At 51.4% G+C, this 22,880-nt stretch carries 19 protein-coding genes and 1 pseudogene; all 20 read left to right on the top strand.

Going from position 1 to position 22,880, the window contains the following annotated elements; translation table 11 throughout:
- The first annotated feature begins 14 nt into the window (after positions 1 to 14).
- Positions 15 to 758: a 4-hydroxy-tetrahydrodipicolinate reductase gene (gene dapB, locus PHH49_03955; GenBank protein MDD5488102.1), complete on the top strand. Its 744-nt coding sequence runs from the start codon at positions 15 to 17 to the stop codon at positions 756 to 758.
- Positions 759 to 778: 20 nt separating this feature from the next.
- Complete coding sequence (locus PHH49_03950) at positions 779 to 1,948, top strand: LL-diaminopimelate aminotransferase (protein ID MDD5488101.1); 1,170 nt, start codon at positions 779 to 781, stop codon at positions 1,946 to 1,948.
- A gap of 19 nt (positions 1,949 to 1,967) precedes the next feature.
- Positions 1,968 to 2,354, top strand: a pseudogene (gene folK, locus PHH49_03945) (2-amino-4-hydroxy-6-hydroxymethyldihydropteridine diphosphokinase).
- Between the two features lie 99 nt (positions 2,355 to 2,453).
- Entirely contained in the window at positions 2,454 to 3,296 is an 843-nt protein-coding gene (panC, locus tag PHH49_03940) for a pantoate--beta-alanine ligase (protein ID MDD5488100.1), read from the top strand.
- 45 nt (positions 3,297 to 3,341) lie between these two features.
- Positions 3,342 to 4,277, top strand: coding sequence for a quinolinate synthase NadA (gene nadA, locus PHH49_03935; protein MDD5488099.1), 936 nt, complete (start codon positions 3,342 to 3,344; stop codon positions 4,275 to 4,277).
- A complete protein-coding gene (locus PHH49_03930) occupies positions 4,274 to 5,089 on the top strand; it encodes an aspartate dehydrogenase (GenBank protein ID MDD5488098.1) in 816 nt (271 codons plus the stop codon). Before nadA ends, PHH49_03930 begins: the two co-directional genes overlap by 4 nt.
- Positions 5,090 to 5,190: 101 nt before the next feature.
- Positions 5,191 to 6,885 (top strand): Na/Pi cotransporter family protein, encoded by a 1,695-nt coding sequence (locus PHH49_03925; protein MDD5488097.1) that lies wholly within the window; start codon positions 5,191 to 5,193, stop codon positions 6,883 to 6,885.
- Positions 6,886 to 7,068: 183 nt separating this feature from the next.
- A complete protein-coding gene (locus tag PHH49_03920) occupies positions 7,069 to 8,229 on the top strand; it encodes a GuaB3 family IMP dehydrogenase-related protein (GenBank protein ID MDD5488096.1) in 1,161 nt (386 codons plus the stop codon).
- A gap of 105 nt (positions 8,230 to 8,334) precedes the next feature.
- Positions 8,335 to 11,796: a DNA polymerase III subunit alpha gene (locus PHH49_03915; GenBank protein MDD5488095.1), complete on the top strand. Its 3,462-nt coding sequence runs from the start codon at positions 8,335 to 8,337 to the stop codon at positions 11,794 to 11,796.
- A gap of 129 nt (positions 11,797 to 11,925) precedes the next feature.
- Positions 11,926 to 12,213 carry an integration host factor subunit beta gene (locus PHH49_03910; GenBank protein ID MDD5488094.1) on the top strand — a complete coding sequence of 96 codons (288 nt, stop codon included), beginning with the start codon at positions 11,926 to 11,928 and terminating at the stop codon, positions 12,211 to 12,213.
- 23 nt (positions 12,214 to 12,236) lie between these two features.
- Positions 12,237 to 13,496 (top strand): histidine--tRNA ligase, encoded by a 1,260-nt coding sequence (hisS, locus tag PHH49_03905; GenBank protein MDD5488093.1) that lies wholly within the window; start codon positions 12,237 to 12,239, stop codon positions 13,494 to 13,496.
- A 7-nt stretch (positions 13,497 to 13,503) separates the two neighbouring features.
- Positions 13,504 to 15,273, top strand: coding sequence for an aspartate--tRNA ligase (aspS, locus tag PHH49_03900; GenBank protein ID MDD5488092.1), 1,770 nt, complete (start codon positions 13,504 to 13,506; stop codon positions 15,271 to 15,273).
- A 13-nt stretch (positions 15,274 to 15,286) separates the two neighbouring features.
- Complete coding sequence (locus tag PHH49_03895) at positions 15,287 to 15,685, top strand: hypothetical protein (GenBank protein ID MDD5488091.1); 399 nt, start codon at positions 15,287 to 15,289, stop codon at positions 15,683 to 15,685.
- 34 nt (positions 15,686 to 15,719) lie between these two features.
- The gene (locus PHH49_03890) at positions 15,720 to 16,682 is read left to right on the top strand and encodes a PhoH family protein (GenBank protein ID MDD5488090.1); all 963 of its coding nucleotides are present in this window, start codon (positions 15,720 to 15,722) and stop codon (positions 16,680 to 16,682) included.
- Entirely contained in the window at positions 16,672 to 18,942 is a 2,271-nt protein-coding gene (locus PHH49_03885) for an HDIG domain-containing protein (GenBank protein MDD5488089.1), read from the top strand. Before PHH49_03890 ends, PHH49_03885 begins: the two co-directional genes overlap by 11 nt.
- Positions 18,872 to 19,312: an rRNA maturation RNase YbeY gene (ybeY, locus tag PHH49_03880; protein ID MDD5488088.1), complete on the top strand. Its 441-nt coding sequence runs from the start codon at positions 18,872 to 18,874 to the stop codon at positions 19,310 to 19,312. Before PHH49_03885 ends, ybeY begins: the two co-directional genes overlap by 71 nt.
- On the top strand, positions 19,278 to 20,024 hold the full coding sequence (locus tag PHH49_03875) for a diacylglycerol kinase (protein ID MDD5488087.1): 747 nt from the start codon (positions 19,278 to 19,280) through the stop codon (positions 20,022 to 20,024). Before ybeY ends, PHH49_03875 begins: the two co-directional genes overlap by 35 nt.
- Entirely contained in the window at positions 20,021 to 20,647 is a 627-nt protein-coding gene (locus PHH49_03870; protein ID MDD5488086.1) for a DUF502 domain-containing protein, read from the top strand. Before PHH49_03875 ends, PHH49_03870 begins: the two co-directional genes overlap by 4 nt.
- Before the next feature lie 36 nt (positions 20,648 to 20,683).
- A complete protein-coding gene (gene recO / locus PHH49_03865) occupies positions 20,684 to 21,451 on the top strand; it encodes a DNA repair protein RecO (GenBank protein ID MDD5488085.1) in 768 nt (255 codons plus the stop codon).
- A gap of 10 nt (positions 21,452 to 21,461) precedes the next feature.
- Positions 21,462 to 22,781 (top strand): glycine--tRNA ligase, encoded by a 1,320-nt coding sequence (locus PHH49_03860; protein ID MDD5488084.1) that lies wholly within the window; start codon positions 21,462 to 21,464, stop codon positions 22,779 to 22,781.
- The last annotated feature ends 99 nt before the right edge of the window (positions 22,782 to 22,880 follow it).

Genomic DNA, 22,880 nt, shown 5'->3' with positions numbered 1-22,880 from the left:
TGATCGGAGGGAAAATGATAAAGGTCGGGATAAGCGGCATATGTGGCAGGATGGGAAGACGTATCGCGGCCATGTGCATGGAAGACCCGGAGGTCGAGATCTCCGCGGGGATAGAAAGCGCGGACTCGGATTCCATAGGAGCGGATATCGGAGAGGTCCTGGGGACGGACAGGACGGGTGTCATGGTCACATCGGATATCGATGAAGCATGCGGGAAAGTGGATTGTATCATTGAATTCACGTTCCCCGGTCCTACGCTTGACCATCTTGAGGCCGCGCGACGTGCCGGAGTGGCGATCGTGATCGGGACTACAGCGATGGACGCCGGATCCGAGGAGAAGATACGATCGGCCGCTTCGGATATACCGGTGGTATATTCGCCGAACATGTCGGTGGGGGTCAACCTGTTGTTCAAGATGATCGCCGAGGCCGCCAAAGCGTTGGGCGCGATCTCTGATATAAGCATTGATGAGACACATCACGTGCATAAAAAGGATTCGCCCAGCGGTACGGCCAAGATGATGGCGAAGATCGTATCGGATGTTGTCGGCAAGAAAGTACAGGTCGAGGCGTTCCGTGAAGGGGAAGTGGTCGGGAACCATGGGATAATTTTCGACACGCCGTATGAGACCCTTGAGATAAGGCACGACGCGAAAACACGCGACGTATTCGTGGCTGGTGCCATAGAGGCCGTTAAATTCGTAAAGGGGAAAGCACCGGGGCTTTATAACATGGCCGATGTGCTGGGTTTGAAGTAAGAACAATGAAAGGGATGACGATGGAAGTGAGAGTAGCGGAAAGATTGAGAAAACTCCCTCCTTATCTTTTTGAGGAGATAGACAGGGCGAAGAACAAGGCGGTCAGTGAAGGCAGGCCGGTCATTGACCTGGGCGTAGGGGATCCAGATACGCCGACACCGGATTTCATAATTAAAAAGCTGCATGAGGCCAGCATGGACCCGGCCACACATAAATACGCGCTGAACCGCGGGCTTAAGACGTTACGTGGGGCCATGGCGGATTGGTTCGAGGGACGTTTCGGCGTCAAAGTGGACCCGGCCACTGAGGTCTTGCCGTTACTCGGGTCCAAGGAAGGCATAGCGCATGTGCCGCTCGCTTTTGTTGAACCCGGGGATGTTGTATTGGTACCGGACCCGGGGTATCCACCGTACAATTCCGGCGCGATCTTCGCGGGGGGCGAGGTCCATTTCATGCCCCTTCTTGAGAAGAACGGTTTTCTTCCGGACCTGGACGCTATAGACAAGGATATAGCCAAACGTGCTCGTCTTATCCATATAAACTATCCGAATAATCCCACCGGCGCGGTCTGCGGAAAGGATTTCTATGAGAAAGTGGTAAGATTCGCCCGGGAGAACAACATCATCGTATGTGCCGATGCCGCGTATACCGAGATGAGTTACGACGGGTATAAGCCCATGAGCTTTCTTGAGGTGGAAGGGGCTAAAGAGGTGGGGATAGAGTTCCATTCCCTGTCCAAGACCTTCAATATGACAGGATGGAGGGTCGGTATGGCCATAGGGGACCCTGAGATCATAAACGGGTTGGCCAAGGTCAAATCGAACATAGATTCAGGGATATTCACGGCAATACAGATAGCTTCTATCGAAGCGCTGAAAAAGGCCGATAACGTGAAGGCTGTCCTGTCCAGGCTCTATCAGGGGAGAAGGGATGTGCTTGTCGATGGGTTGAGGAAAGCCGGATGGAACGTGCCGTCGCCTAAAGCTACTTTTTACGTGTGGGCCCCGGTCTTTGGCGCGTATGACTCTATGTCGCTGGCAAAGGATATGCTCGAAAAGGCGGATATAATCGTTACCCCGGGCAACGGGTTCGGACCAAATGGTGAAGGATATGTAAGAATGGCGCTTACGGTAGGCGAGGAGACGATCAAAGAGGCCGTGAGCAGGATCAAGAACGCGTTCTTCAGCTAAAGGATAAAAAGACCGTATAATGGCCATTGTGTATCTTGGCATAGGTACGAATGAAGGGGACACGGAGAGGAATGTCCGGGAGGCGTTTGAAAAGATAGCGGCGGTCCCGGATACCGTGATACTTCGAAGGTCCGGATTGTACAGGACAGGACCGTGTGGAGGCCCGCCCCAGCCGGATTTTCTTAACGGGGTCATCAAGGTAGAGACCGGCATCGGCCCCAGGGACATGTTGGACAGGCTTAAATCCATAGAAAAAGAAATGGGGCGCCGTAAAGCTCCCAGGAACTATCCGCGGATAATCGATATCGATATACTTTTGTTCGGTGATATGGTAATCGACGAACAAGATCTTACTATACCTCACCCCAGGATGCACCGTAGAGGTTTTGTCCTGAAAGGATTGGAAGAAATAGCCCCTGATGTGGTACATCCGGTGCTGAACAAGACCGTACGCGAGCTATATCGGGATGCGGGCACAGACCTTTCACCTGAACGTGAGAACAAAATGAAAATAGTTACCGCATTGAAGGACATGACGGATATCGCGGCCAGGATAAAGGGCCGTGGGGAGAGGATAGGCTTCGTGCCGACCATGGGGTATCTCCATGAGGGACACGCCAGTCTTCTCAGGGCCGCCAGGGAAGAATGCGACCAGGTGGTGATGAGCGTATTTGTTAATCCCATGCAGTTCGGTCAGAACGAGGACCTGGGAAAATATCCCAGGGACCAGGAGAGGGACAGGCATGTCGCCGAGAAGGAGCGTGTGGATGTAATATTCGTTCCGTCGGTCCCGGAGATGTATCCAGAAGGATACGGTACGTACGTGGACGTGAAAGGTACCGTCGCGGAAAACCTTTGCGGCGCGTCAAGACCGGGGCATTTCAGGGGCGTCGCTACGGTCGTCCTGAAACTTGTCAATATAGTACAGCCTGATGTGGTATACCTGGGGCAGAAAGACGCTCAGCAGGCGGCTGTGATCAAGAAAATGTTCTCCGATCTTAATGTCCCGGCAAGGATAAGAGTAATGCCTATAGTGCGCGAGCCGGACGGGTTGGCGATGAGTTCCAGGAACGCTTATCTTTCCACCGAGGAACGTGATGAAGCGGTGTTGATCCACGGAGCGCTTGTTGCGGCCAGGGAAATGGTATGCTCGGGGGAATGTGACAGCCGGAAGATATCGGAGGAGATGCGCCGGATAATGTCATCAGGCGGGAATATCCGCGTGGATTATATCGGTTTCGTCGACAGGGATACTCTTGAGGATACGGAAAAGGTGGAAGAAGGCACACTTATCGCGGTGGCCGCTTTCCTGGGTGGGACCAGGTTGATAGATAATGTCATCATATGAACCCGGGAAGATCGTGTTATCACGTTACGCGAAAGAAAGGAAAAGATGCCGTACAAGGAATTTGACGCAAGGTACAAGGACCATCTTAAGCGTAAAATAAAGGAGCTCAAGCACAAGGTGGGGGCGCTCATAGTCGCGCATAATTATCAGCGGGATGAGATCCAGGAAGTAGCTGATATCACCGGTGATTCTTTCGCGCTTGCCAGGGAAGTAACGCGCGCGAAAGAGAAAGTCGTGGTGTTCTGCGGTGTTAAATTCATGGCGGAAAGCGCGTATATCCTCAGCCCGGACAAGACCATACTTCTTCCTGTCGAGGAAGCCGGATGCCCTCTGGCGGACATGGTAACGGTGGAGAAACTTAAGAAGAAAAAAGAGGAATATCCCGAGGCTGCGGTAGTGTGCTATGTGAATTCGACCGCGGCGGTAAAGGCTGAAAGTGATATCTGCTGCACATCGTCTAACGCGATCGAAGTGGTAAGGTCTCTCAGGGAAGATAAGGTCATATTTGTCCCGGACAAGAACCTCGGAAGATATGTGCGTGAGCATGTTCCCGAGAAAGAGCTGATACTGTGGGACGGGTACTGTGTGGTTCATATGAGGCTGACCGCGGAAGATGTCGTGAGGACCAAGAACATGTATCCGGACGCCGAGTTCATCGCGCATCCGGAATGCAGGAAAGAAGTGCTTAACCTGGCGGAATACATAGGAAGCACGGCCGCGATGATCAAGCATGTCAGGGAGTCGGACCGTAAGGAATTCATTGTTGGGACGGAAACAGGTATAGATTACAGATTGCAGAGGGACAACCCCGAGAAGAAGTTCTATATGCCTACAGACCAGTTCATATGTGCCAACATGAAACTTACGACACTGGGATGGCTCGCCAGATCGCTGGAAAAGATGGTTTACAAGATAGAAGTGCCGGAGAACGTAGCCAGGAGGGCCAGGAAATCCCTCGAAAGGATGCTGGAAGTAGTATGAGCATAAAAAGGACCGTAGGGATAATAGGGTGTGGGAACATCGGGACGGCGATAGCTGTTTTTATCGAGAAAGAACTGTCCGCTAAAGTTTCCGGTACTAATTTATGCGACATCAACACGGAAAGGGTCACCGCGCTGGCCGGACGGATCAAGAACTGCGTTGTGGCGCCGGACCTGGACGCTCTTGTGGATATGTCGGATGTCGTGGTGGAGGCGGCCGGTCCGGATATAGTCCGCGCGGCGCTCAGCGCGGCTGTCAGGAAGAACAAAGACGTTATCGTGATAAGCGCGGGCGGTGTGTTGGGAAATGAAAGCCTCCTCAAAGAGGCCAGGGAGGCGGGTATCAAGGTGTTCCTGCCGTCGGGGGCAATAGCCGGTATTGACGGGATCAAGGCGGCGAAGATCGCCGGGATCGACAGTGTTATGATAACTACACGCAAGCCGCCCGCGTCACTCGCGGGCGCTCCATATATCCAGAAGAACGCGATAGAGCTTGATAACATCAGGACGGAGACCGTGATATTCGAGGGATCGGCCCTTGATGCCGTAAAAGAATTCCCCAAGAACATCAACGTGTCGGCGTTGTTGTCGCTTGCCGGTATCGGCCCTGAGAGAACGAAGGTGCGAATAGTAACTTCACCGGAATATACGCGGAACATACACGAGATAGAGGTCGACGGAAAGGCCGGAAAGCTTTTTCTCAGGGCGGAGAATGTCCCATCGCCGGACAACCCGAAGACCAGTTATCTGGCTTGTCTGGCCTGTATGGAGTGTGTAAGAAGCTATTTTGACACTGTTCGGCTGGGGAACTGACGTTACCTCTTGACAGGCAAAAGAGTTCGTGTTAATTTAAGGCTGTCAAATTCTCTCCCTTAGATATTAAGGGTGCCAACAAATAAACAGATACGGGACCAATGGACCTAAACCTCATTTTTTCGCTCATAGGCGGGCTGGGACTTTTCTTTTTCGGCATGCGCCTGATGTCGGATGGCCTGAAGAAGATAGCTGGTGACAGGCTTAAAAAGATACTGTCAATGGTGACCAAGGTCCCTTTCGTAGGTTTGATGGTCGGCGCGGCCGTCACATGTCTTATCCAATCCTCCAGTGCTACCAGCGTGATGGTGGTCGGGTTCGTGAACGCGGGGTTACTTACCCTGAAACAGGCCATAAGCGTCATAATGGGCGCGAACATCGGCACCACGTTCACCGCGTGGCTCGTTTCCTCGATGTCTGTTTTCAAGGTAACGCAATACGCGCTGCCGGCTATAGGGATAGGGTTTGCCGTGAATGCTTTTTTCAGGACAAAGAACGCGAAGTTCTGGGGTCAGGTGCTCATGGGGTTCGGTCTCTTGTTCCTCGGGCTGGAGGTCATGAAGGACGCTTTCGAGCCTCTCAAGGACAGCCAGTATGTTAAGGATATATTCCTGTCTTTCAGCACCAACCCTCTTCTAGGGGTAGCGGTAGGCACCATTTTCACTATAATACTCCAGAGTTCCAGCGCTACTATTGCCGTGGTGCAGGTCATGGCCTTTAACGGGCTGATAGATCTCCCGTCGGCCATACCGATAATACTGGGTGACAACATAGGTACGACCATTACCGCCCAGCTCGCGTCAATAGGTACCACCCTGCCCGCGAGGAGGGCGGCGATGTCGCATACGCTGTTCAATGTCATAGGGGTAGCGTATATGCTGGTATTCGTATACACGGGATGGTATGAAAAGGCTATTTATATATTGGTCCCGGGAGAGGTCACGCTAAAGAACATAATGCTCTATATCGCGGTAGCGCATAGTTTCTTCAATGTGACCAATTCCCTTATGTTCCTGCCTTTCATAGGATTCCTTGAAAGAGCCAGTGTGTTCATGGTGCCCAAAAAGAAGGGAACGCTTGAGCTCGGGCCGCAATACCTTGAAGTGCATTTGTTGGACACGCCCCCTATCGCCATGGAGCAGGCCCGGAGGGAGACCGTACGCATGATAGGGTTAGCCCGCAGGTCCGTTGCCCACTCGGTAAAATGTTTTTTAGGGGGTGACCTCAACGAACTGAGGCCGGTCGCCAAGCTTGAGCAGGCGGTGGACAACCTGCAGTCGGCAATAACACAGTATCTCGTGGACCTTTCCCAGCGGAATCTCGGGCAGGAAGAGTCGGAAGAACTCCCCGTGCTTATCCATAGCGTGAATGATATAGAGCGTATTGGGGACCACTCGGAGAATATAGTCGAGCTGGCGGAGCGTAAGATCGAGCAAAAACTTCCCTTTTCTGACGAAGCTATCCGCGAGCTTAACCTAATGTGGGATGAACTTAACAGTATGATGGTAGAGACCGAGGACGCTCTCAGGAATAGCGATTCCGTGATGGCTGAAAGCGTGCTCAAAAGAGAACAGAAGATAAACCGTTTCCAGGAGGACCTGAAGAGGTCCCATGTCAGAAGGCTGAATGAGGGTGTATGCGACCTCAAGGCCGGCATCGTATTTCTCGATTTTGTTGATAACCTCGAGAAGATAGGTGACCATCTCACCAATATAGCCCAGGGAGTGGTAGGGGAAATGCGTTGGAAAGGGTTCTATGCTTCTTCCTTGTCGGAGGAAGAAGAGGAGATGGTATAATACCCGTCTCACCCGCTTTTACAGGCCCTACCGGACAAAGATACCGTACTCTTGACAAATCGCGGACACTTTTGTATCATACTAACATTATTTAGATCCAGATATGATATATAACGCTCTAAATTGCTGTTTTTCATGCACTTATAACTACGGGGTCCAACCCGTTCAAGACAGGAGGAAGCTATGGGAATGTGGGTAGGTATAGGACGTAAGGCCAGGAGAAGCTATGGTTTTGACGAGGTCGCGCTGGTTCCTGGTGACCTTACTATAAATCCGAACGATGTCAATACATCTTTTGAGATCGGCGGCATTAAGTTCCAGGTACCTATAATGGCCTCTTCGATGGATGGCGTGGTAGATGTCAATTTCGCTATCGCCATGGGCAAGCTTGGCGGCGCGGCAGTGCTTCACTTGGAAGGTATTTCCACAAGGTACGATAACCCCGAAGAAGCGGTCCAGAAGATAGTGAACTGCGACCCGAATGAAAGTACCAAGGTCATACAGGAAGTATATTCAAAACCCATCAAGAAAGAGCTGATAACTAAAAGGATAAAGCAGATCAAGGCGGCTAAAGTACCGGCGCTTGTCAGTTGCAACCCGCAGGTGGCCGGAGAGTTCGGACCGATAGCCAGGGACGCCGGGTGTGATATTTTCATAATACAATCCACCGTGATCAGCGTAAACCATGAGTCCAGCCAGTACGAGCCGCTGGACCTTTTCAAGTTCTGCCGGGATATGAAGATACCGGTCCTCCTGGGTAACTGCGTAGACTACAAGGTCGCCATTGCCCTGATGGAAACCGGATGCCAAGGCATATTCGTAGGTATCGGCCCGGGTACCGCGTGTACCTCCCGCGGGGTCCTCGGCATAGGTGTCCCGCAGATAACTGCTACTTGCGATTGCGCGGCCGCCAGGGATTTTTACTACAAAAAGACGGGCAGATATGTCCCGATAATCACCGATGGTGGTATGGCCACGGGCGGGGACGTATGTAAGGCCTTTGCCGCCGGGGCTGACGCCGTAATGCTGGGGAACGCGTTCGCGCGCTCCAACGAAGCGCCCGGGAAAGGTTATCACTGGGGGATGGCCATGCCTCATCCCTCATTGCCGCGTGGTACACGTATAAGGGTCGGGACCACGGGTACGCTTGAGGAGATACTGTACGGTCCGGCCCAGATCGATGACGGCACGCAGAACCTTGTTGGGGCCCTGGCCACCAGTATGGGAAACCTTGGCGCGCACAACATAAGGGAAATGCAGATGGTCAACATGATAATCGCCCCGTCGATACAGACCGAAGGCAAGGTCTATCAGAGCGCCCAGCGGGTCGGTATGAGGAAATAAAGGATAAGCCTGGTATAAGGTCTTATCCTGTGGTACGGTTCTGTTTTTACAAAGGTCCGTTCCAGGGCCTTTTTTCGCCTCTTTAAACGGCTCTACGGCTTTTTCATGGATAAAATGACTAACACACAATCCGATTTCGTACATCTTCATGTCCACACACAGTACAGCCTTTTGGACGGTGCGTGTCGTCTGGACGAGCTCTTGGACCTGGCTGCCAGGAATAACATGCCGGCATGCGCCATAACAGACCATGGGAACATGTTCGGCGCCATAGAGTTCTACACCAAAGCCAGGAAAAAAGGTGTTAAGCCCATAATCGGGTGCGAGGTATATGTGGCACCCGAAAGCCGTTTTGACAAGACTTCTCACGGCATTAAGGGGGCGTCCTACCATCTGGTACTTCTCGCGCGTAATCTTACAGGATACAAGAACCTGATGGAGATAGTATCTCTGGGGTATGTGGAGGGGTTCTATTATAAACCCAGGGTGGATAAAGAGGTCCTCACCAGGTGTGGTAAAGGGCTCGTGGCCATGTCAGCCTGTCTGGGAGGGGAAGTCCCACATTTTATCCTTTCCGACCAGTGGAACGAGGCGAGAAAAGCCGCCGGGGAATACGCGGAGATATTCGGCAAAGAGAATTTTTTCCTGGAACTTCAGGATAATCAGCTCGAGAGACAGGATAAGTTGAACAAGGGGCTTATAAAGCTTGCCCGTGAAATGGACCTGGGGCTTGTGGCCACATGCGATGTGCATTATATAGACAGGAGCGATGCCAAGGCGCACGACGCGCTTCTTTGTATACAGACCCAGACCACGCTGGACGATATGAACCGCATGAAGTTCCAGACGGACCAATTGTACTTTAAAACTCCGGATGAAATGAAGAAAGCTTTTGCCGAAGTGCCGGACGCCGTGGCGAACACCGTGAAGATAGCTGAAAGATGTAACCTTGAACTGGATTTCAGTGAACTGCATTTGCCGCATTTTCAGGCTCCCGACGGAGAAGAGAACCTGGTGTTCTTCAAAAGGCTTGTTGCGGAAGGCATCAGATCCCGCTATGACGCGGTCAGTGATGAGATACAGAAGAGGGTGGAACACGAGATAGGTATCATTGAGCAAAGCGGATATGTCAGTTATTTCCTGATAGTATGGGATTTCATCAATTACGCGAAACGTCACGGGATCCCGGTAGGCCCAGGCCGCGGTTCGGCCGCCGGAAGTATAGTAAGTTATGCCCTGGGCATTACCGATATAGACCCGCTCAAGTATGACCTGATATTCGAGCGTTTTCTTAATCCCGCAAGGGTCACCATGCCTGATATAGATATTGACTTCTGCTTCGAGAGAAGGCAGGAGGTGATAGATTACGTCATCGAGAAATATTCCAAGGATAACGTCGCCCAGATAATAACGTTCGGTACGATGATGGCCAAAGGCGTATTGCGGGATGTCGGCAGGGTAATGGGCATGCCTTATGCCGAGGTGGATAAGATAGCCAAGCTCGTGCCTAACGACCTTGGTATGACGCTAGAGAGGGCTCTTGAGATCGAGCCCGAACTCCGGAGCAAGTATGATGAAGACCCGATGGTCAAGCAGCTTGTCAATACTTCCCTAAGGCTGGAAGGGTTGAACAGGCACGCTTCGACACACGCGGCGGGGGTGGTCATATCGGACAAGCCTCTTATCAAGAGGATACCTCTGTTCAAGACCGCGGATGACCAGATAACAACGGGTTATGCCATGAAATCGCTCGACCAGATAGGCATGCTCAAAATGGATTTTCTCGGGCTGAAAACGCTCACGGTCATAGACCAGGCAGTGAAGATAATCAAGCGTACCAGGGAACTGGACGTGGATATCGATAAGATATCGTTGGAGGACGGGAAAACGTTCGAACTCCTATCAAGAGCGGAGACGGCCGGGGTGTTCCAGCTGGAATCCAGCGGCATGCGTGATCTTTTGAGGAAGATACGTCCCAACAAATTCGAAGACCTTATAGCCATACTTGCTCTGTACCGACCGGGACCCATGGGTAGCGGTATGCTCGATGAGTTCATTAAGAGGAAACAGGGCCAGGTCAAGGTGACCTATGACCATGCCCTTCTTGAGCCGATCCTAAAAGAAACTTATGGGATAATCGTGTACCAGGAACAGGTCATGAAGATAGTGTCCGTGCTAGCCGGTTTCTCCATGGCCGAAGCCGATAATGTCAGGAAAGTTGTCGGGAAAAAGATCGCCGACGCGTTGGAGGGGATAAAGATCAAGTTCCTCGAAGGCGCCAGGAAGAATAATGTTGACGCGGCTACCGCCGAGAGGATATGGGATTTCATAGCGTACTTTGCCGGATACGGGTTCAATAAATCGCATTCGGCGGCCTACGCCATGGTGAGCTATCGCACGGCTTATCTTAAAGCCAACTTCCCGGTCGAGTTCATGACCGCGCTTCTTACCAGTGAAAAGAACAACATGGATAAGATCTCCGATTATATAAATGAAGCGGTCAGGATGGGGATCGATATATTGCCTCCGGACGTTAACGAAAGCTATAAGGACTTCACGGTCGTAGGAGGGGACATACGGTTCGGCTTGTCGGCGGTCAAGAACGTCGGCGCCGGTGCCGCGGAAGGCATAATAAACACGCGTCAGGCTTTCGGCAGGTTCGAGTCCATATATGACCTGACCCGGAAGGTGGACTCGAAAACGGTCAATCGCAAGGTGCTGGAAAGTCTTATAAAATGTGGCGCGTTGGATTCCACCGGCATATTCAGGTCCCAGGCGATGTCCGTGCTGGACAAAGTGATAACCATGGCGGCTAAATCCAACAGGGACAGGGAAATAGGCCAGATGTCGTTCTTTGACGAGAGTGCCGCGGAAGATTCTTTCAAGAATAACTTTGAGGAGATACCGAATATACCCGAATGGCCGGAACCGGAGCTTTTGTCCGGGGAAAAGGAAATGCTGGGGTTTTATATCACTAAGCACCCGCTTACCAGGTACGAGAAACTGCTTGGTATGTATTCTACCGCGACCATATCGGAACTGGCGAACATGTCGGACGGACAACTTGTACTTATAGGTGGATTGATAAATAAAGTACGCACGACGGTGACCAGGAAAAAAGGTGAGAAGATGGCGATCGTGAGCCTGGGGGACCTCGAGAGCTTCATTGAGGTATTGATCTTTCCCAAGACATACCGGAAGGCACCCGAGCTTATCCGGGAAGATAATCTTGTGTATGTACATGGCCGGCTTAATCTTAGGGAAGAAGAACCTAAAATAATCGCTGAAGAGATCATCCCGATAGACCAGGTCAAGGAAAGGTTCACAAAGGCCGTGCTCATAAAACTTTCCACTGCTGGACTGGGCGAGGAGAACATGAAGATGATAAAGTCCACCATCAAGCGGTTCAAAGGGAATACGCCCTCTTTTATCGAGTTCCTTTCCCCTGAGGGCAGGAAGATACGGCTTGCGTTGGAAGAGGACCTGTATGTCTCCACATCTGATGAGATGGTCGAAGAATTGGAAAAGATAACGGGGCATGGCAAGGTCAAGTTCATAACGAAGTAATGGCACATACGGCGCGCGCCGTATGTGGCGCGGCATAGCGCAGATTTGGATTGCCTGTTGACAATAAATATAAGTAATGATAATATAAGCACTTAAGGATCCACAAACTAAAAAGGAGGAGGAAGATAAATGACAAAAAAAGACATTATCATGAGGATATCCGAAGAGACCGGATTGAAGCAGATCGAGGTCAAGGAAGTGGTGCAGAGAACGTTCGACCTTATAATTGAAAGCCTCCACAAGGGGGATAAGGTAGAACTCAGGAATTTCGGTATTTTCAAGGTCAAGACCAGAAAAGGAAGACTGGGACGTAACCCCAGGACCGGGAGCGGTGTTACCATACCGGATAAAAAGGTCGTATCCTTTAAATCCGGAATGAAGATGAAAGTAGATGTGGAAGCTTCGGAAAAGGAATAGAACAGGCCGGAAGGCACATTAAAGTGGCCCAGAGATCTTTTCACTCCATCAAAGGTATGCCGGATATGCTTCCGGAACAGTGTGAGGTCGTTCAAAAGATAGAAAGAACGGCCAGGGATGTTTTTGCCTGTTTCGGTTTCCGGGAGATACGTACGCCGCTTCTGGAAGAGACGCGTGTTTTTACCAGAAGCATTGGGCAGGATACGGATATAGTCGAAAAAGAGATGTATTCATTCACCTCCCGCAGCGGTAAGGATATATCTTTGCGTCCCGAAGGGACCGCTTCCATCATAAGGGCTTTTATCGAGAATGGTCTTTTCGACCCGAATACGCCGGATCTGACCCGGCTTTTCTATATCGGCCCGATGTTCAGGGCGGAACGTCCCCAGAAAGGTCGGCTCAGGCAGTTCCATCAAATAGGCGCCGAAGTCATAGGAGGGCATGATCCTTATATCGACGCGGAGCTTATCATGAGCCTGGATATGTTCTTCAGTAAGATCGGCGTGGATGACGCGTGTATATCGATAAATTCACTGGGTTGCAAAAAAGACCGGGATGTTTTCCGGAAAGACCTTACCGCGTACCTGGATTCGGTATCCGACGGTCTATGCGATAACTGCAAGAGGAGAAAAGATACGAACGTTCTTCGGGTGCTTGATTGCAAGAACCCCGGATGCCGGGATGTCGTGGCGGGCGCGCCTAACATAATGGGATATCTATGCGGGGATTGCGACGCGTACTACGCCAAGTTAAAGGAACTCCTGGTCTCGGCGCGGATACGGTTCTCCGAGAAAAAGGACCTTGTAAGGGGATTGGATTATTACACAGGTGTAATCTTCGAGGTCACGCACGCATCTCTCGGGGCCCAGGACGCCATAGCGGCCGGAGGCAGGTATGATTCCCTGTGCAGGGACATGGGAGGGGCGGACATCGGGGCGACAGGATATGCTATCGGTCTTGAACGGTTGATGCTCATAAAACTTGCCGACGAGTTCAAGCCGGACCGGCCCGGGACCTTCGTAATACCTATGGCGGCTGCGTTCAGGGACGATGTTTTCGACCTGGTCAAGGAACTCCGTTGTTCCGGGATATGCTGTGAGGCAGGTGACCCGCAAAGATCCTTCAAAAGCCTTATGAGAAAAGCGCACAAGGAAGGGCGGGAATACGTGGTCATAATAGGTGAGGAAGAGAAGAAAAACATGGCGTTCACGCTTAAGAACATGGACACCGGGCAGCAGACAAGTGTTTCCCTGGACGAGCTTAGGGACGCGCTTAAAAAATGAGGGGAATATGATAAGGACACATACTTGCGGGGAACTGACCGCGGCTCAGGTATCGGAAAAGGTAACACTTGCCGGATGGATAGCGTCCCGAAGGGACCATGGGGAAATAATTTTCATGGACCTCAGGGACAAACACGGGATAACACAGATAGTACTGGACCCGGAACGCAACCGACAGGCGCATGAAGAGGCGCATAAGCTCAGGAGCGAATATTGCGTAAGGATAAAAGGTATTGTATCAAAACGCCCTGAAGGGACCGTTAACGAGAAACTTGTTACCGGGGAGATAGAGATAGACGTGAGCGAGATAGAAGTGCTTTCCGTGTCCGAAACGCCAATGTTCGAGATAACCGATGACATAGATGTTTCCGAGGACCTGCGGATGAGATACCGGTACCTGGATCTCAGGAGGCCTTCCATGCAAGAGAAGCTGGCCGTAAAACACCGCGTCTACAAATTCATTTACGATTTCCTGGACAAGGAAGGTTTTATCTCCGTGGAAACGCCTATGTTGACGAAGTCCACGCCCGAAGGGGCCAGGGATTTCCTCGTGCCTTCGAGACTTCAGCAGGGGAGTTTTTACGCGTTGCCGCAGTCCCCACAGCTTTTCAAACAGATACTGATGGTGTCCGGCGTGGAGAAATACTTCCAGATAGTGCGTTGCTTCAGGGATGAGGATTTCAGGGCGGACCGGCAGCCGGAGTTCACGCAGCTTGATATGGAGATGTCGTTCGTAGAACAGGAGGACATCCTGGACGTATCCGAAAGGCTGTTCAAGGGTATATTCTCAAAGATCCTGGGGATAGAGCTTACAACGCCTTTTCGCAGGATGACCTATAAGGACGCCGTGGAACTGTACGGTTCGGACAAGCCTGACACAAGGTTCGATATCCTTTTGCACGACCTGAGCGAGGACGTGGCGGGGTCAGATTTCAAGGTGTTCAATACCGTTCTCGCTTCGGGAGGGAAAGTAAAAGGTATCGCGGCCCCCGGGTACGCCGGCATAAGCCGTAAGGATATAGATGCGCTTACATCCTTTGTTGGTGAATATGGGGCGAAAGGCCTTGCGTATTTCAAGGTGGAAGAGAACGGCTTGAATTCTCCCATAACGAAGTTCTTTCCGGCGGAAATACTGGAAAAATTGAGGAGAACTACAGGCGCTTCCACAGGTGATATGATATTCATCGTGGCGGATGATAAAGATATCGTCCGGGATGCTCTCGGGGCCCTGCGTTTGAAGATAGGGCGGGACAAAGGACTTATAGACAAAAAGAGGTTCGATCTATTGTGGGTGGTGGATTTCCCCCTGTTCACAAGGGACAAGGAAACCGGGAGATGGGCTTCCGAGCATCATCCGTTCACGTATTTCAGGGAAGAAGACGCCGGGTATCTGGATAGCGGGGACCTGGATCGTATAAGATCGACATCATATGATCTTGTTCTTAACGGCAGTGAGATAGGTTCCGGCAGCATAAGAATACACAGGAAAGACATACAGAACAGGATATTCGAGGTATTAGGGCTCTCCGCAAAAGAGGCGGGGGAAAAATTCGGGTTTCTTTTAGAAGCATTTTCGTATGGACCGCCTCCCCACGGGGGGATAGCTTTTGGGTTGGACAGGTTGACCACGGTACTGACGGGGGACTCATCCATAAGGGAGGTCATACCTTTCCCGAAAACACAGAAGGGTGTGTGCCTTTTGACGGGCGCGCCGTCGGAAGTGGACGACACCCAGTTGGCCCAATTAGGGGTAAAGACCAGGAAAAAAACCAATTAGGAAAGGGGTTTATATGTATAGGATCATGTTATTTCTCTCTTTAGCGGGGGTTCTGTTCCTTTCGGGATGCGCTACGGTGGATGGAGAAAAACCGATAGAGATCTATACGTTCCAGAAAGACCGTGTCGACCAGAAAATATCCGGTAATCAGGGATACCTGCAGGGAACGGCACCCGCGACCACGGCTCCAAGAAACACGAAAAGGACCCTCATCGGTGTGGATGTGGCTCTTCCCATGGAAGGGAGCGAGGAACCTGCCGAGTCCGCTCCAGTAGCGGAAAAAGAGGTTTATGTGGAAGAAAAGACCACGGTGACCACCTCAGGTGACGCTGTCACGGTCACAAAGACCACGACGACCCAGACGGAAGATCTGGATGAGACGGAGTTCCTTGAGGCCGAGTACGTTAAATGACCGTTTAAAGACTTCAGGGGCTGGAGGAATAGGTATGCAGGAAGAGAGAATTGTCATCACGGATGATTCTGAGGCCCGAAAACTGTTCGGTAAGCATGACGAGAACCTCAGGAAGGTCGAAAAAGCCTTAGGCGTATCCACCGCGTTCAAGGACGGCGAGCTCAAGATAACGTCGAATGACGATAAGGGCCTGATAAAGGCCGTGGATATCATCAACGAGTTCCTCCTTGTGATAAGGAAGGGTGGAGAACTGTCGAGCCGGGACGTGGGGTACTCATTGAAGGCCGAGGATCCGGGCATGGCTCTTAACAGCATCTTCCTGGACAGGATAGAAGTCAGCTCCAAACGCGCGTATATAGCACCGCGTAGCGCGGGCCAAAAAAAATACATAGACGCGATCCGCAGGAACGATATAGTTTTCTGCATAGGCCCGGCAGGGACCGGAAAGACCTATCTGGCCATGGCGATGGCAGTGAACGCCCTGAAAAAGAACCTGGTGACGCGTATAATATTGACGCGTCCGGCGGTCGAGGCGGGGGAGAGCTTGGGATTTCTTCCGGGGGACATGTATGAAAAGGTCAATCCTTACCTTCGCCCCTTGTATGACGCGCTTTATGATATGGTCGAGCCTCATAAGGCCAGGGAATACATGGAGGAAGGGATAATTGAAGTGGCTCCCCTGGCGTTCATGAGGGGGCGGACCCTGAACGATTCCTATATCATAATGGACGAGGCGCAGAATTCCACCAGGGAACAAATGAAGATGTTCCTGACCAGACTTGGGTTCGGGGCAAAGACAGTGATCACCGGAGATATTACCCAGAGCGATCTGCCGAGAGGCAAACAGTCCGGCCTGGTGCACGCCAGTGACCTTCTTTCCGGGATAGAGGGCATAGAGTTCGTTACCCTCAAAGGAGAGGATGTCGTGAGGCATGAACTGGTACAGGAGATAATAAAGGTGTACAAGAGCGAGGAAGAGGCTTCCAATGATAGATAGAGAGCGTTTGCGGAAAGTGTATGATTCCATACTGGGGGACAAAGCCCTGTTGGTGTTGTTCATCTTTTTGTTCATGGTCGCGGCCATAGGCAGTATGTTCGTGAGCCCGCAGCTTTATAAAGGTAATATGCATGTGGGCGATATCGCCTTGAAGAACATATACGCGCCTTATGATTTCACGTATCAATGGGATATAGACGAAAAAAGGACCGCTGAGGCAAAGGACGCGGCGGTGAAGGCAGTCCCGTTCTATTTCAGGAGGGACAGGTCCGTAGAACGCCGGGCGGAGAATTCCGTTAACGTACTGTTCGACAATATCGAGGACGAAAAGGCATCGGGAGGGGACGCGTCCGGGTATATGACCCGTATAAAAGAGGATGTCAGTTTCGAGATCTCGGAAAAGAACATCAAGCTTCTCGCGGAATATAAGGATACGCATAAGCTCAGGCAGAAGTCCATAAAGATACTCAACAGGATATTCAGGATGGGGTATGTTTCCCCTGAAGATGCCCGGGCCATAGACGATGCGGGGGCTTCCGAGGTGAAGATATACGAGAGCGATCCTAACAGGGAAGCCACACGCGCGCGTAACCAGCTTCTGACCGAACGGGGGGCGCATAAGGCGGTAGAAGAATATCTTTACAGGGAGTTCCGGGGCGAAAGACGTATAAGCGGTGCCTTGAACGCTGTTATCCTGCCGAACCTTACCCCTAACCTGTTCCTGGACGCGGGAAAGCGTCAGGAAAAAAGAGAAGAGGCTCTTGCCCGTTCCACGCCGGTGTACCGGATATGGGCCGTTGAAAAGAACGAGCTGATCGTCGAGAAAGGAAAACGTCTTGAACCCAGGCACATAGCCCAGCTCTCGCAGCTGAGAAGGTTCTTCCGCCCTGGGGTCACGCCTGTGTTTTTCCTGGGCGTACTTCTTTTGTTCCTTCTCCTGGGCGTTACGGCTGTCATCTACAGCCTGCTTGTTCGTAAAGTGGATGTCTTGAAGGACACAAAGAACGTAGCGGTGATACTTATAAACATGTTGCTGGCCGTGGTCGTGGCGGATCTGGTCACCCGGTCCCCCCAGCCCAGTTATTTCATTCCTCTGGCCGCGATGGGCATGATGATAGCCGTGCTTGTAGATCACAGTATAGCGATATTTTCGGTGATGATGGTGAGTGTACTTATCTCTCTACTGATAGGGGGAGGTATCGAGCTTTTATTCGTGCTTATGACAGGGGCTATCGTCGGCATATTCTCATTAAGGGGCCTGCGCCGAAGGGCGAATATACTATGGGCCGGTCTGGCCGCGGGCGGCGCCAAATTCCTGGCGATAAGCTGTATCGGCCTGATAAACGGAATGGAACCGGATTTTTTCTTTAAGGATGGCATGTGGGGTATAGCCAGCGGAGTGATGTCGGGGTTCATCGTCATGGGGCTTTTACCTGTGTATGAACACTGGTTCAAGATACCGACCAACATAAGCCTGCTCGAACTATCAGACCTTAATCATCCCTTGCTGAAAAGGCTGGCGATGGAGGCCCCTGGCACCTATCATCACAGTATAATGGTAGGCAATCTCGCGGAATCGGCATGCGATGCCATAGGGGCGAACAGCCTGCTCGCGAGGGTAGGGGCCTATTATCACGATATCGGCAAGATTAACAAGCCTGAGTATTTTACGGAGAATGAGATGGGTATGGGGTCAAGACACTCCAAGCTTGCCCCGTCGATGAGCGCGTTGATAATATCCAAGCACGTGAAGGAAGGGACGGAGATAGCCCGGAAACACAACCTGAGCAAAGCCATAATAGATTTTATCAGCCAGCATCATGGGGACGGGCTTATATATTATTTCTACCAGAAGGCTGTGGAGAAGTCCGAGGACGGCAATGTGGTGAACGAGGAGAATTTCAGGTATCCCGGTCCGAAACCCCAGACGAAGGAAAGCGCTATAATACTTCTGGCGGATTCCGTAGAGGCGTCAAGCCGTACTCTTGATGATCCTACCCCGTCCAGCATACGTAACCTTGTCAGGAGGATCATCAACAACAAGTTCATCGACGGACAGCTTGATGAATGTGACCTTACCCTTAAGGATATGAACAAGATAGCGGACAGTTTCTCGCGTGTGCTTATGGGGGTGTTCCATGCTCGTCCGGAATATCCGGATGAAGAGAAAAAACAAAAGGATGGCGGGGATGACGGAGCCAAAAATAAACCTAAGAAACCAAAACCCCCAAAAAAAGATCAACCTGACAACGCTGCGTAAGGTGGCCGGATGCGTGGTGGAGGATCTCGGCCCGATGCGCGGGGAGATCAATGTGCTGCTCATTGATGACCGCGAGATGCGTAAGATGAACAGGCGATATAAGGATGTCGACGCCTCGACGGATGTGCTGGCGTTCCCGCGGGGCAAGGATATGCGGGAAGGGTTCCTTTCAGGGGACATAGCCATATCCACGGACAAAGCGGCCTTGAACGCGAAAGTTTACGATACAGGGTTCGTCAGGGAGTCGGCGTTATACGTGATACACGGGATACTGCATCTCGCGGGATATGATGATACTACGCCCGCGAAAAAACGCGTCATGAAGAAGAAGGAAAATGAAATACTCAAGAAAGCTGAAAGATATCTATAACCGTAATTTTTTCCAGAGCGTGAATACCGCGCTTGAGGGGGTAGTGCATACTCTTCAATCGGAGAGGAACATGCGGATACATTTTCTATCCGGGTTCCTTGTGCTCATAGCCGGGATATACTTTAATTTTTCATCCGTGGAATTCCTGCTGCTTTGTTTCGCGGTCTCATTCGTACTTGTTTCGGAGATGTTCAATACCGCCGTTGAGCGTATGGTGGATATGATGACCGGAGAATATGACCAGAGGGTGAAGATAATAAAGGATATAGCGGCCGGGGCTGTGTTCGTCAGTGCCGTGAACGCGTTCATCGTGGGGTATATACTGCTCTTCAGACGGATAACGTCCCATGTCGGGGTGGCGTTCAACGTGATAAAACAATCCCCCTGGCATGTTACGTTGATCGCTCTGCTGATAGTCGTGGGGATAGTGCTTTTCATAAAAGTGATGCGAAAGGAAAGGTCACTTCTGCGTGGAGGGATGCCCAGCGGCCATTCCGCCCTGGCTTTTTCGATATGGATGATAGTATCACTCTTGACATGGAACGGACTGGTCTCGATACTGGTATTCCTCATGGCGCTTGTGGTCGCCAGGAGCCGTGTATCCGTGGGGGTGCATTCGCCGGCCGAGGTCGTGGCGGGCAGTGTCCTGGGGGCGCTTATCACGCTGTTGATCTTTCAGCTTTTTTCACTAGGGGGAAGCGGATATTTATGAAGAAGATTTGGAACAAGTTCTTCGTGAACTTTTTTAACGGCATAGTTATCCTGCTGCCGGTAGCGGTGACCATTGCCCTTGTTAATTTCATGGTCAAATGGCTGAATAATGCCATACTGGAGCCAATACTTGAATTGTTCACGGCGACGACAGGCGGCGGAAGGCATGTGCTCATCGGGAAGACCCTTGTTTTCCTGCTGGCCATATTCACTATGGCCCTGATCGGATGGGGGGCCAAGATAATCTTCATAAACCGGATATTCTCCCTTGGAGAGCGGCTCCTTATAAAAGTACCTGTGATGGGAAGGGTGTACGCGGCCTTCAAGCAGATCTTCTCAGCTATATTCGGCCAGGGGAAAACGGTGTTCAGGAACGTTGTAGTGATAGAGTATCCGCGAAAAGGGATATACTCCATCGGGTTCACCACAGGGTTCGCCAAAGGCGAGCTCAAGGCCCTGGCAGGCGACGGGGCGATAGCGGTGTTCCTGCCGACCACGCCTAACCCTACGAGCGGGATATTCCTTATCGTTCCGCGGGAGGAAGCGCATTTTCTGAACATAAGTGTAGAGGACGGGATGAAACTCATAGTTTCCGGCGGCGCGGTGTCGCCACCTGATCTATGACCATGTCGTATGGTTAACAAATGAAAGAGCCCATGTATGGCCGCACATAAAGCGGAAGGAGTGATCCTCCGTAAATACCAGTTAAGAGAGACCAGCTATATACTCGTGGTCTATACAAGTGAGTTCGGCAAGATAAAAGGGGTCATAAAAGGAGTTAGGGCCCCGTATCCTCAGTTCGCGGGGAATTTCGAGGCCTTAACTAAAGTGTCATTACTTTTCTATCGAAAGGCCCGCAAGGGACTGGACCTGATAACGGCTTGCGAGGCGACCGAGGGCTATTACCCTGTCAGGAACGACATAGAAAGGTTGACATATGCCAATTATTTTATAGAATTAATAGACACGGTCTCCAGTGATTATGACCCGAATCCGGCGCTTTACGAAGTTCTTGATAAATCCCTCAAGATGCTGGCTTCGGACGTAAGCCCCCGAAGGGCCGGCAGGATATTTGAACTTAAGATGCTGGAAGCCATAGGGGTGAGACCGCAACTGGAAACGTGTATCGTATGTGGCGGCGCGCCGGGAGAGAGCGTAGTGTTCGATGTCGCGGGCGGCGGTATACGATGCGCCTCATGCTCCGAGGGCAAGAGTTCCGCGACGCATGTTTCCCGGGGTACGCTGAGGTTCATGGAGAACATACTTAACAGGGATATAGAAAGAACGGGGCACATAAAGGTCAGCCGGGAAGTGGGCCGGGAGATGGAAGGCATACTGAAGGCCTTCATATCGTTCCACGTGGGTCGGCAGGCCAGATCCATGCGTTTCATCGAGCATTTGCAGGCTCGTGGTATCGTACAACAATAGAAGGGTTTTTATGACGGACAGAAGTATGGTGAACGTAGAGCTCAAGGATATAGCCAATCTCTGTAAACGCCGCGGTTTTATATTCCAGAGCAGCGAGATATATGGCGGCATAGGTAGTGTTTGGGATTACGGTCCCTTGGGGGTCGAGCTAAAGAACAATGTCAAGCGCGAGTGGTGGAAGGCCATGGTCTATGACAGGAACGACATAGAGGGCCTGGACGCCGCCATAATAATGAACCCGGAGACATGGAAGGCCTCGGGGCACGTAGGTTCGTTCGCCGACATGATGGTCGATTGCATGGAGTGCAAAAAGAGGTTCCGGATAGATCACCTCAAGAAGAAAGAATGCCCTGATTGCGGAGGGTCCCTGACGGAACCCAGAAGCTTCAACCTCATGTTCAAGACACAGGTCGGGTCACTTGAGGGACAGGGGGTGGATGTATATCTCAGGCCGGAGACGGCCCAGGGTATATTCGTGAATTTCGAGAACGTACTTATTTCCACGAGACGCAAACCGCCTTTCGGGGTGGCCCAGATAGGGAAGTCTTTTCGTAACGAGATAACTACAGGGAACTTTACTTTTCGCAGCAGGGAATTCGAGCAGATGGAACTAGAGTTCTTTGTTAAGCCGGGAGATGACGATAAATGGTACGATTTCTGGGTCAATGAAAGGCTTTCATGGTATTCTTCCTTGGGCATAAAGAAGGAGAAGCTAAGGCTCCGCGAACACGATAAGGACGAGCTGGCGCATTATGCCAAAAGGTGCCATGATGTTGAGTATCTTTTCCCGATGGGGTGGTCGGAACTCGAAGGTATCGCCAACAGGACGGATTATGATCTTCGGCAGCACTCAACGATAAGTGGCAGGGAGCTTCAGTACTTTGACAGCGCCACAGGAGAGAAGTACACCCCATATGTCATCGAACCTTCCGGCGGGGTGGACAGAGGCGTCCTTGCTTTCCTGCTCGACGCGTACAGGACAGAGACCGTCAAAGACCGACAGAGAGTGTATTTATCTCTGGACAAAAAACTGGCGCCGATTAAAATAGCCGTATTACCTTTGTTGAAAAATCGACCGGAAATAGTTGAAATGGCCCATAAGATCAGGGAAGACCTTAAGGGCGATTACAGGGTGGTCTATGACGATACCGCCGCGATTGGGCGGCTTTATCGCAGGCAGGACGAGATCGGCACGCCTTTCTGCGTCACTATCGATGTGGATTCCCTTTCAGACAACAAAGTGACCGTACGTGAAAGGGATTCCATGGAGCAGGAAAGGGTGGACACGTCCAACATCAAGGAGTACATGAAGGGCAGGCTGGGATTCTGATCTGTCCGGACGTATATATACTTTGCCAGGCGTGATAGTTGTTGAGTTGACACTATACATCAGGCTTTTACGAAGAGGGTAAAAAGGAGGAGTTGAGAG

Source organism: Candidatus Omnitrophota bacterium, from assembly GCA_028715965.1.
Classification (GTDB): Bacteria; Omnitrophota; Gorgyraeia; order Tantalellales; family Tantalellaceae; genus JAQUQS01.
This window is presented reverse-complemented; position numbering and strand designations above follow the sequence as displayed.

Excerpts from the sequence above, each read along its gene's own strand:
- aspS (MDD5488092.1), top strand. The coding sequence starts at position 13,504 with ATGATAAGGACACATACTTGCGGGGAACTGACCGCGGCTCAGGTATCG.
- PHH49_03875 (MDD5488087.1), top strand. The coding sequence starts at position 19,278 with ATGAAATACTCAAGAAAGCTGAAAGATATCTATAACCGTAATTTTTTC.
- PHH49_03895 (MDD5488091.1), top strand. The coding sequence starts at position 15,287 with ATGTATAGGATCATGTTATTTCTCTCTTTAGCGGGGGTTCTGTTCCTT.
- PHH49_03950 (MDD5488101.1), top strand. The coding sequence starts at position 779 with ATGGAAGTGAGAGTAGCGGAAAGATTGAGAAAACTCCCTCCTTATCTT.
- dapB (MDD5488102.1), top strand. The coding sequence starts at position 15 with ATGATAAAGGTCGGGATAAGCGGCATATGTGGCAGGATGGGAAGACGT.
- ybeY (MDD5488088.1), top strand. The coding sequence starts at position 18,872 with ATGACGGAGCCAAAAATAAACCTAAGAAACCAAAACCCCCAAAAAAAG.
- PHH49_03930 (MDD5488098.1), top strand. The coding sequence starts at position 4,274 with ATGAGCATAAAAAGGACCGTAGGGATAATAGGGTGTGGGAACATCGGG.
- recO (MDD5488085.1), top strand. The coding sequence starts at position 20,684 with ATGGCCGCACATAAAGCGGAAGGAGTGATCCTCCGTAAATACCAGTTA.
- PHH49_03860 (MDD5488084.1), top strand. The coding sequence starts at position 21,462 with ATGACGGACAGAAGTATGGTGAACGTAGAGCTCAAGGATATAGCCAAT.
- PHH49_03870 (MDD5488086.1), top strand. The coding sequence starts at position 20,021 with ATGAAGAAGATTTGGAACAAGTTCTTCGTGAACTTTTTTAACGGCATA.
- PHH49_03920 (MDD5488096.1), top strand. The coding sequence starts at position 7,069 with ATGGGAATGTGGGTAGGTATAGGACGTAAGGCCAGGAGAAGCTATGGT.
- panC (MDD5488100.1), top strand. The coding sequence starts at position 2,454 with ATGAAAATAGTTACCGCATTGAAGGACATGACGGATATCGCGGCCAGG.
- PHH49_03925 (MDD5488097.1), top strand. The coding sequence starts at position 5,191 with ATGGACCTAAACCTCATTTTTTCGCTCATAGGCGGGCTGGGACTTTTC.
- PHH49_03915 (MDD5488095.1), top strand. The coding sequence starts at position 8,335 with ATGGATAAAATGACTAACACACAATCCGATTTCGTACATCTTCATGTC.
- PHH49_03910 (MDD5488094.1), top strand. The coding sequence starts at position 11,926 with ATGACAAAAAAAGACATTATCATGAGGATATCCGAAGAGACCGGATTG.
- PHH49_03890 (MDD5488090.1), top strand. The coding sequence starts at position 15,720 with ATGCAGGAAGAGAGAATTGTCATCACGGATGATTCTGAGGCCCGAAAA.
- nadA (MDD5488099.1), top strand. The coding sequence starts at position 3,342 with ATGCCGTACAAGGAATTTGACGCAAGGTACAAGGACCATCTTAAGCGT.
- PHH49_03885 (MDD5488089.1), top strand. The coding sequence starts at position 16,672 with ATGATAGATAGAGAGCGTTTGCGGAAAGTGTATGATTCCATACTGGGG.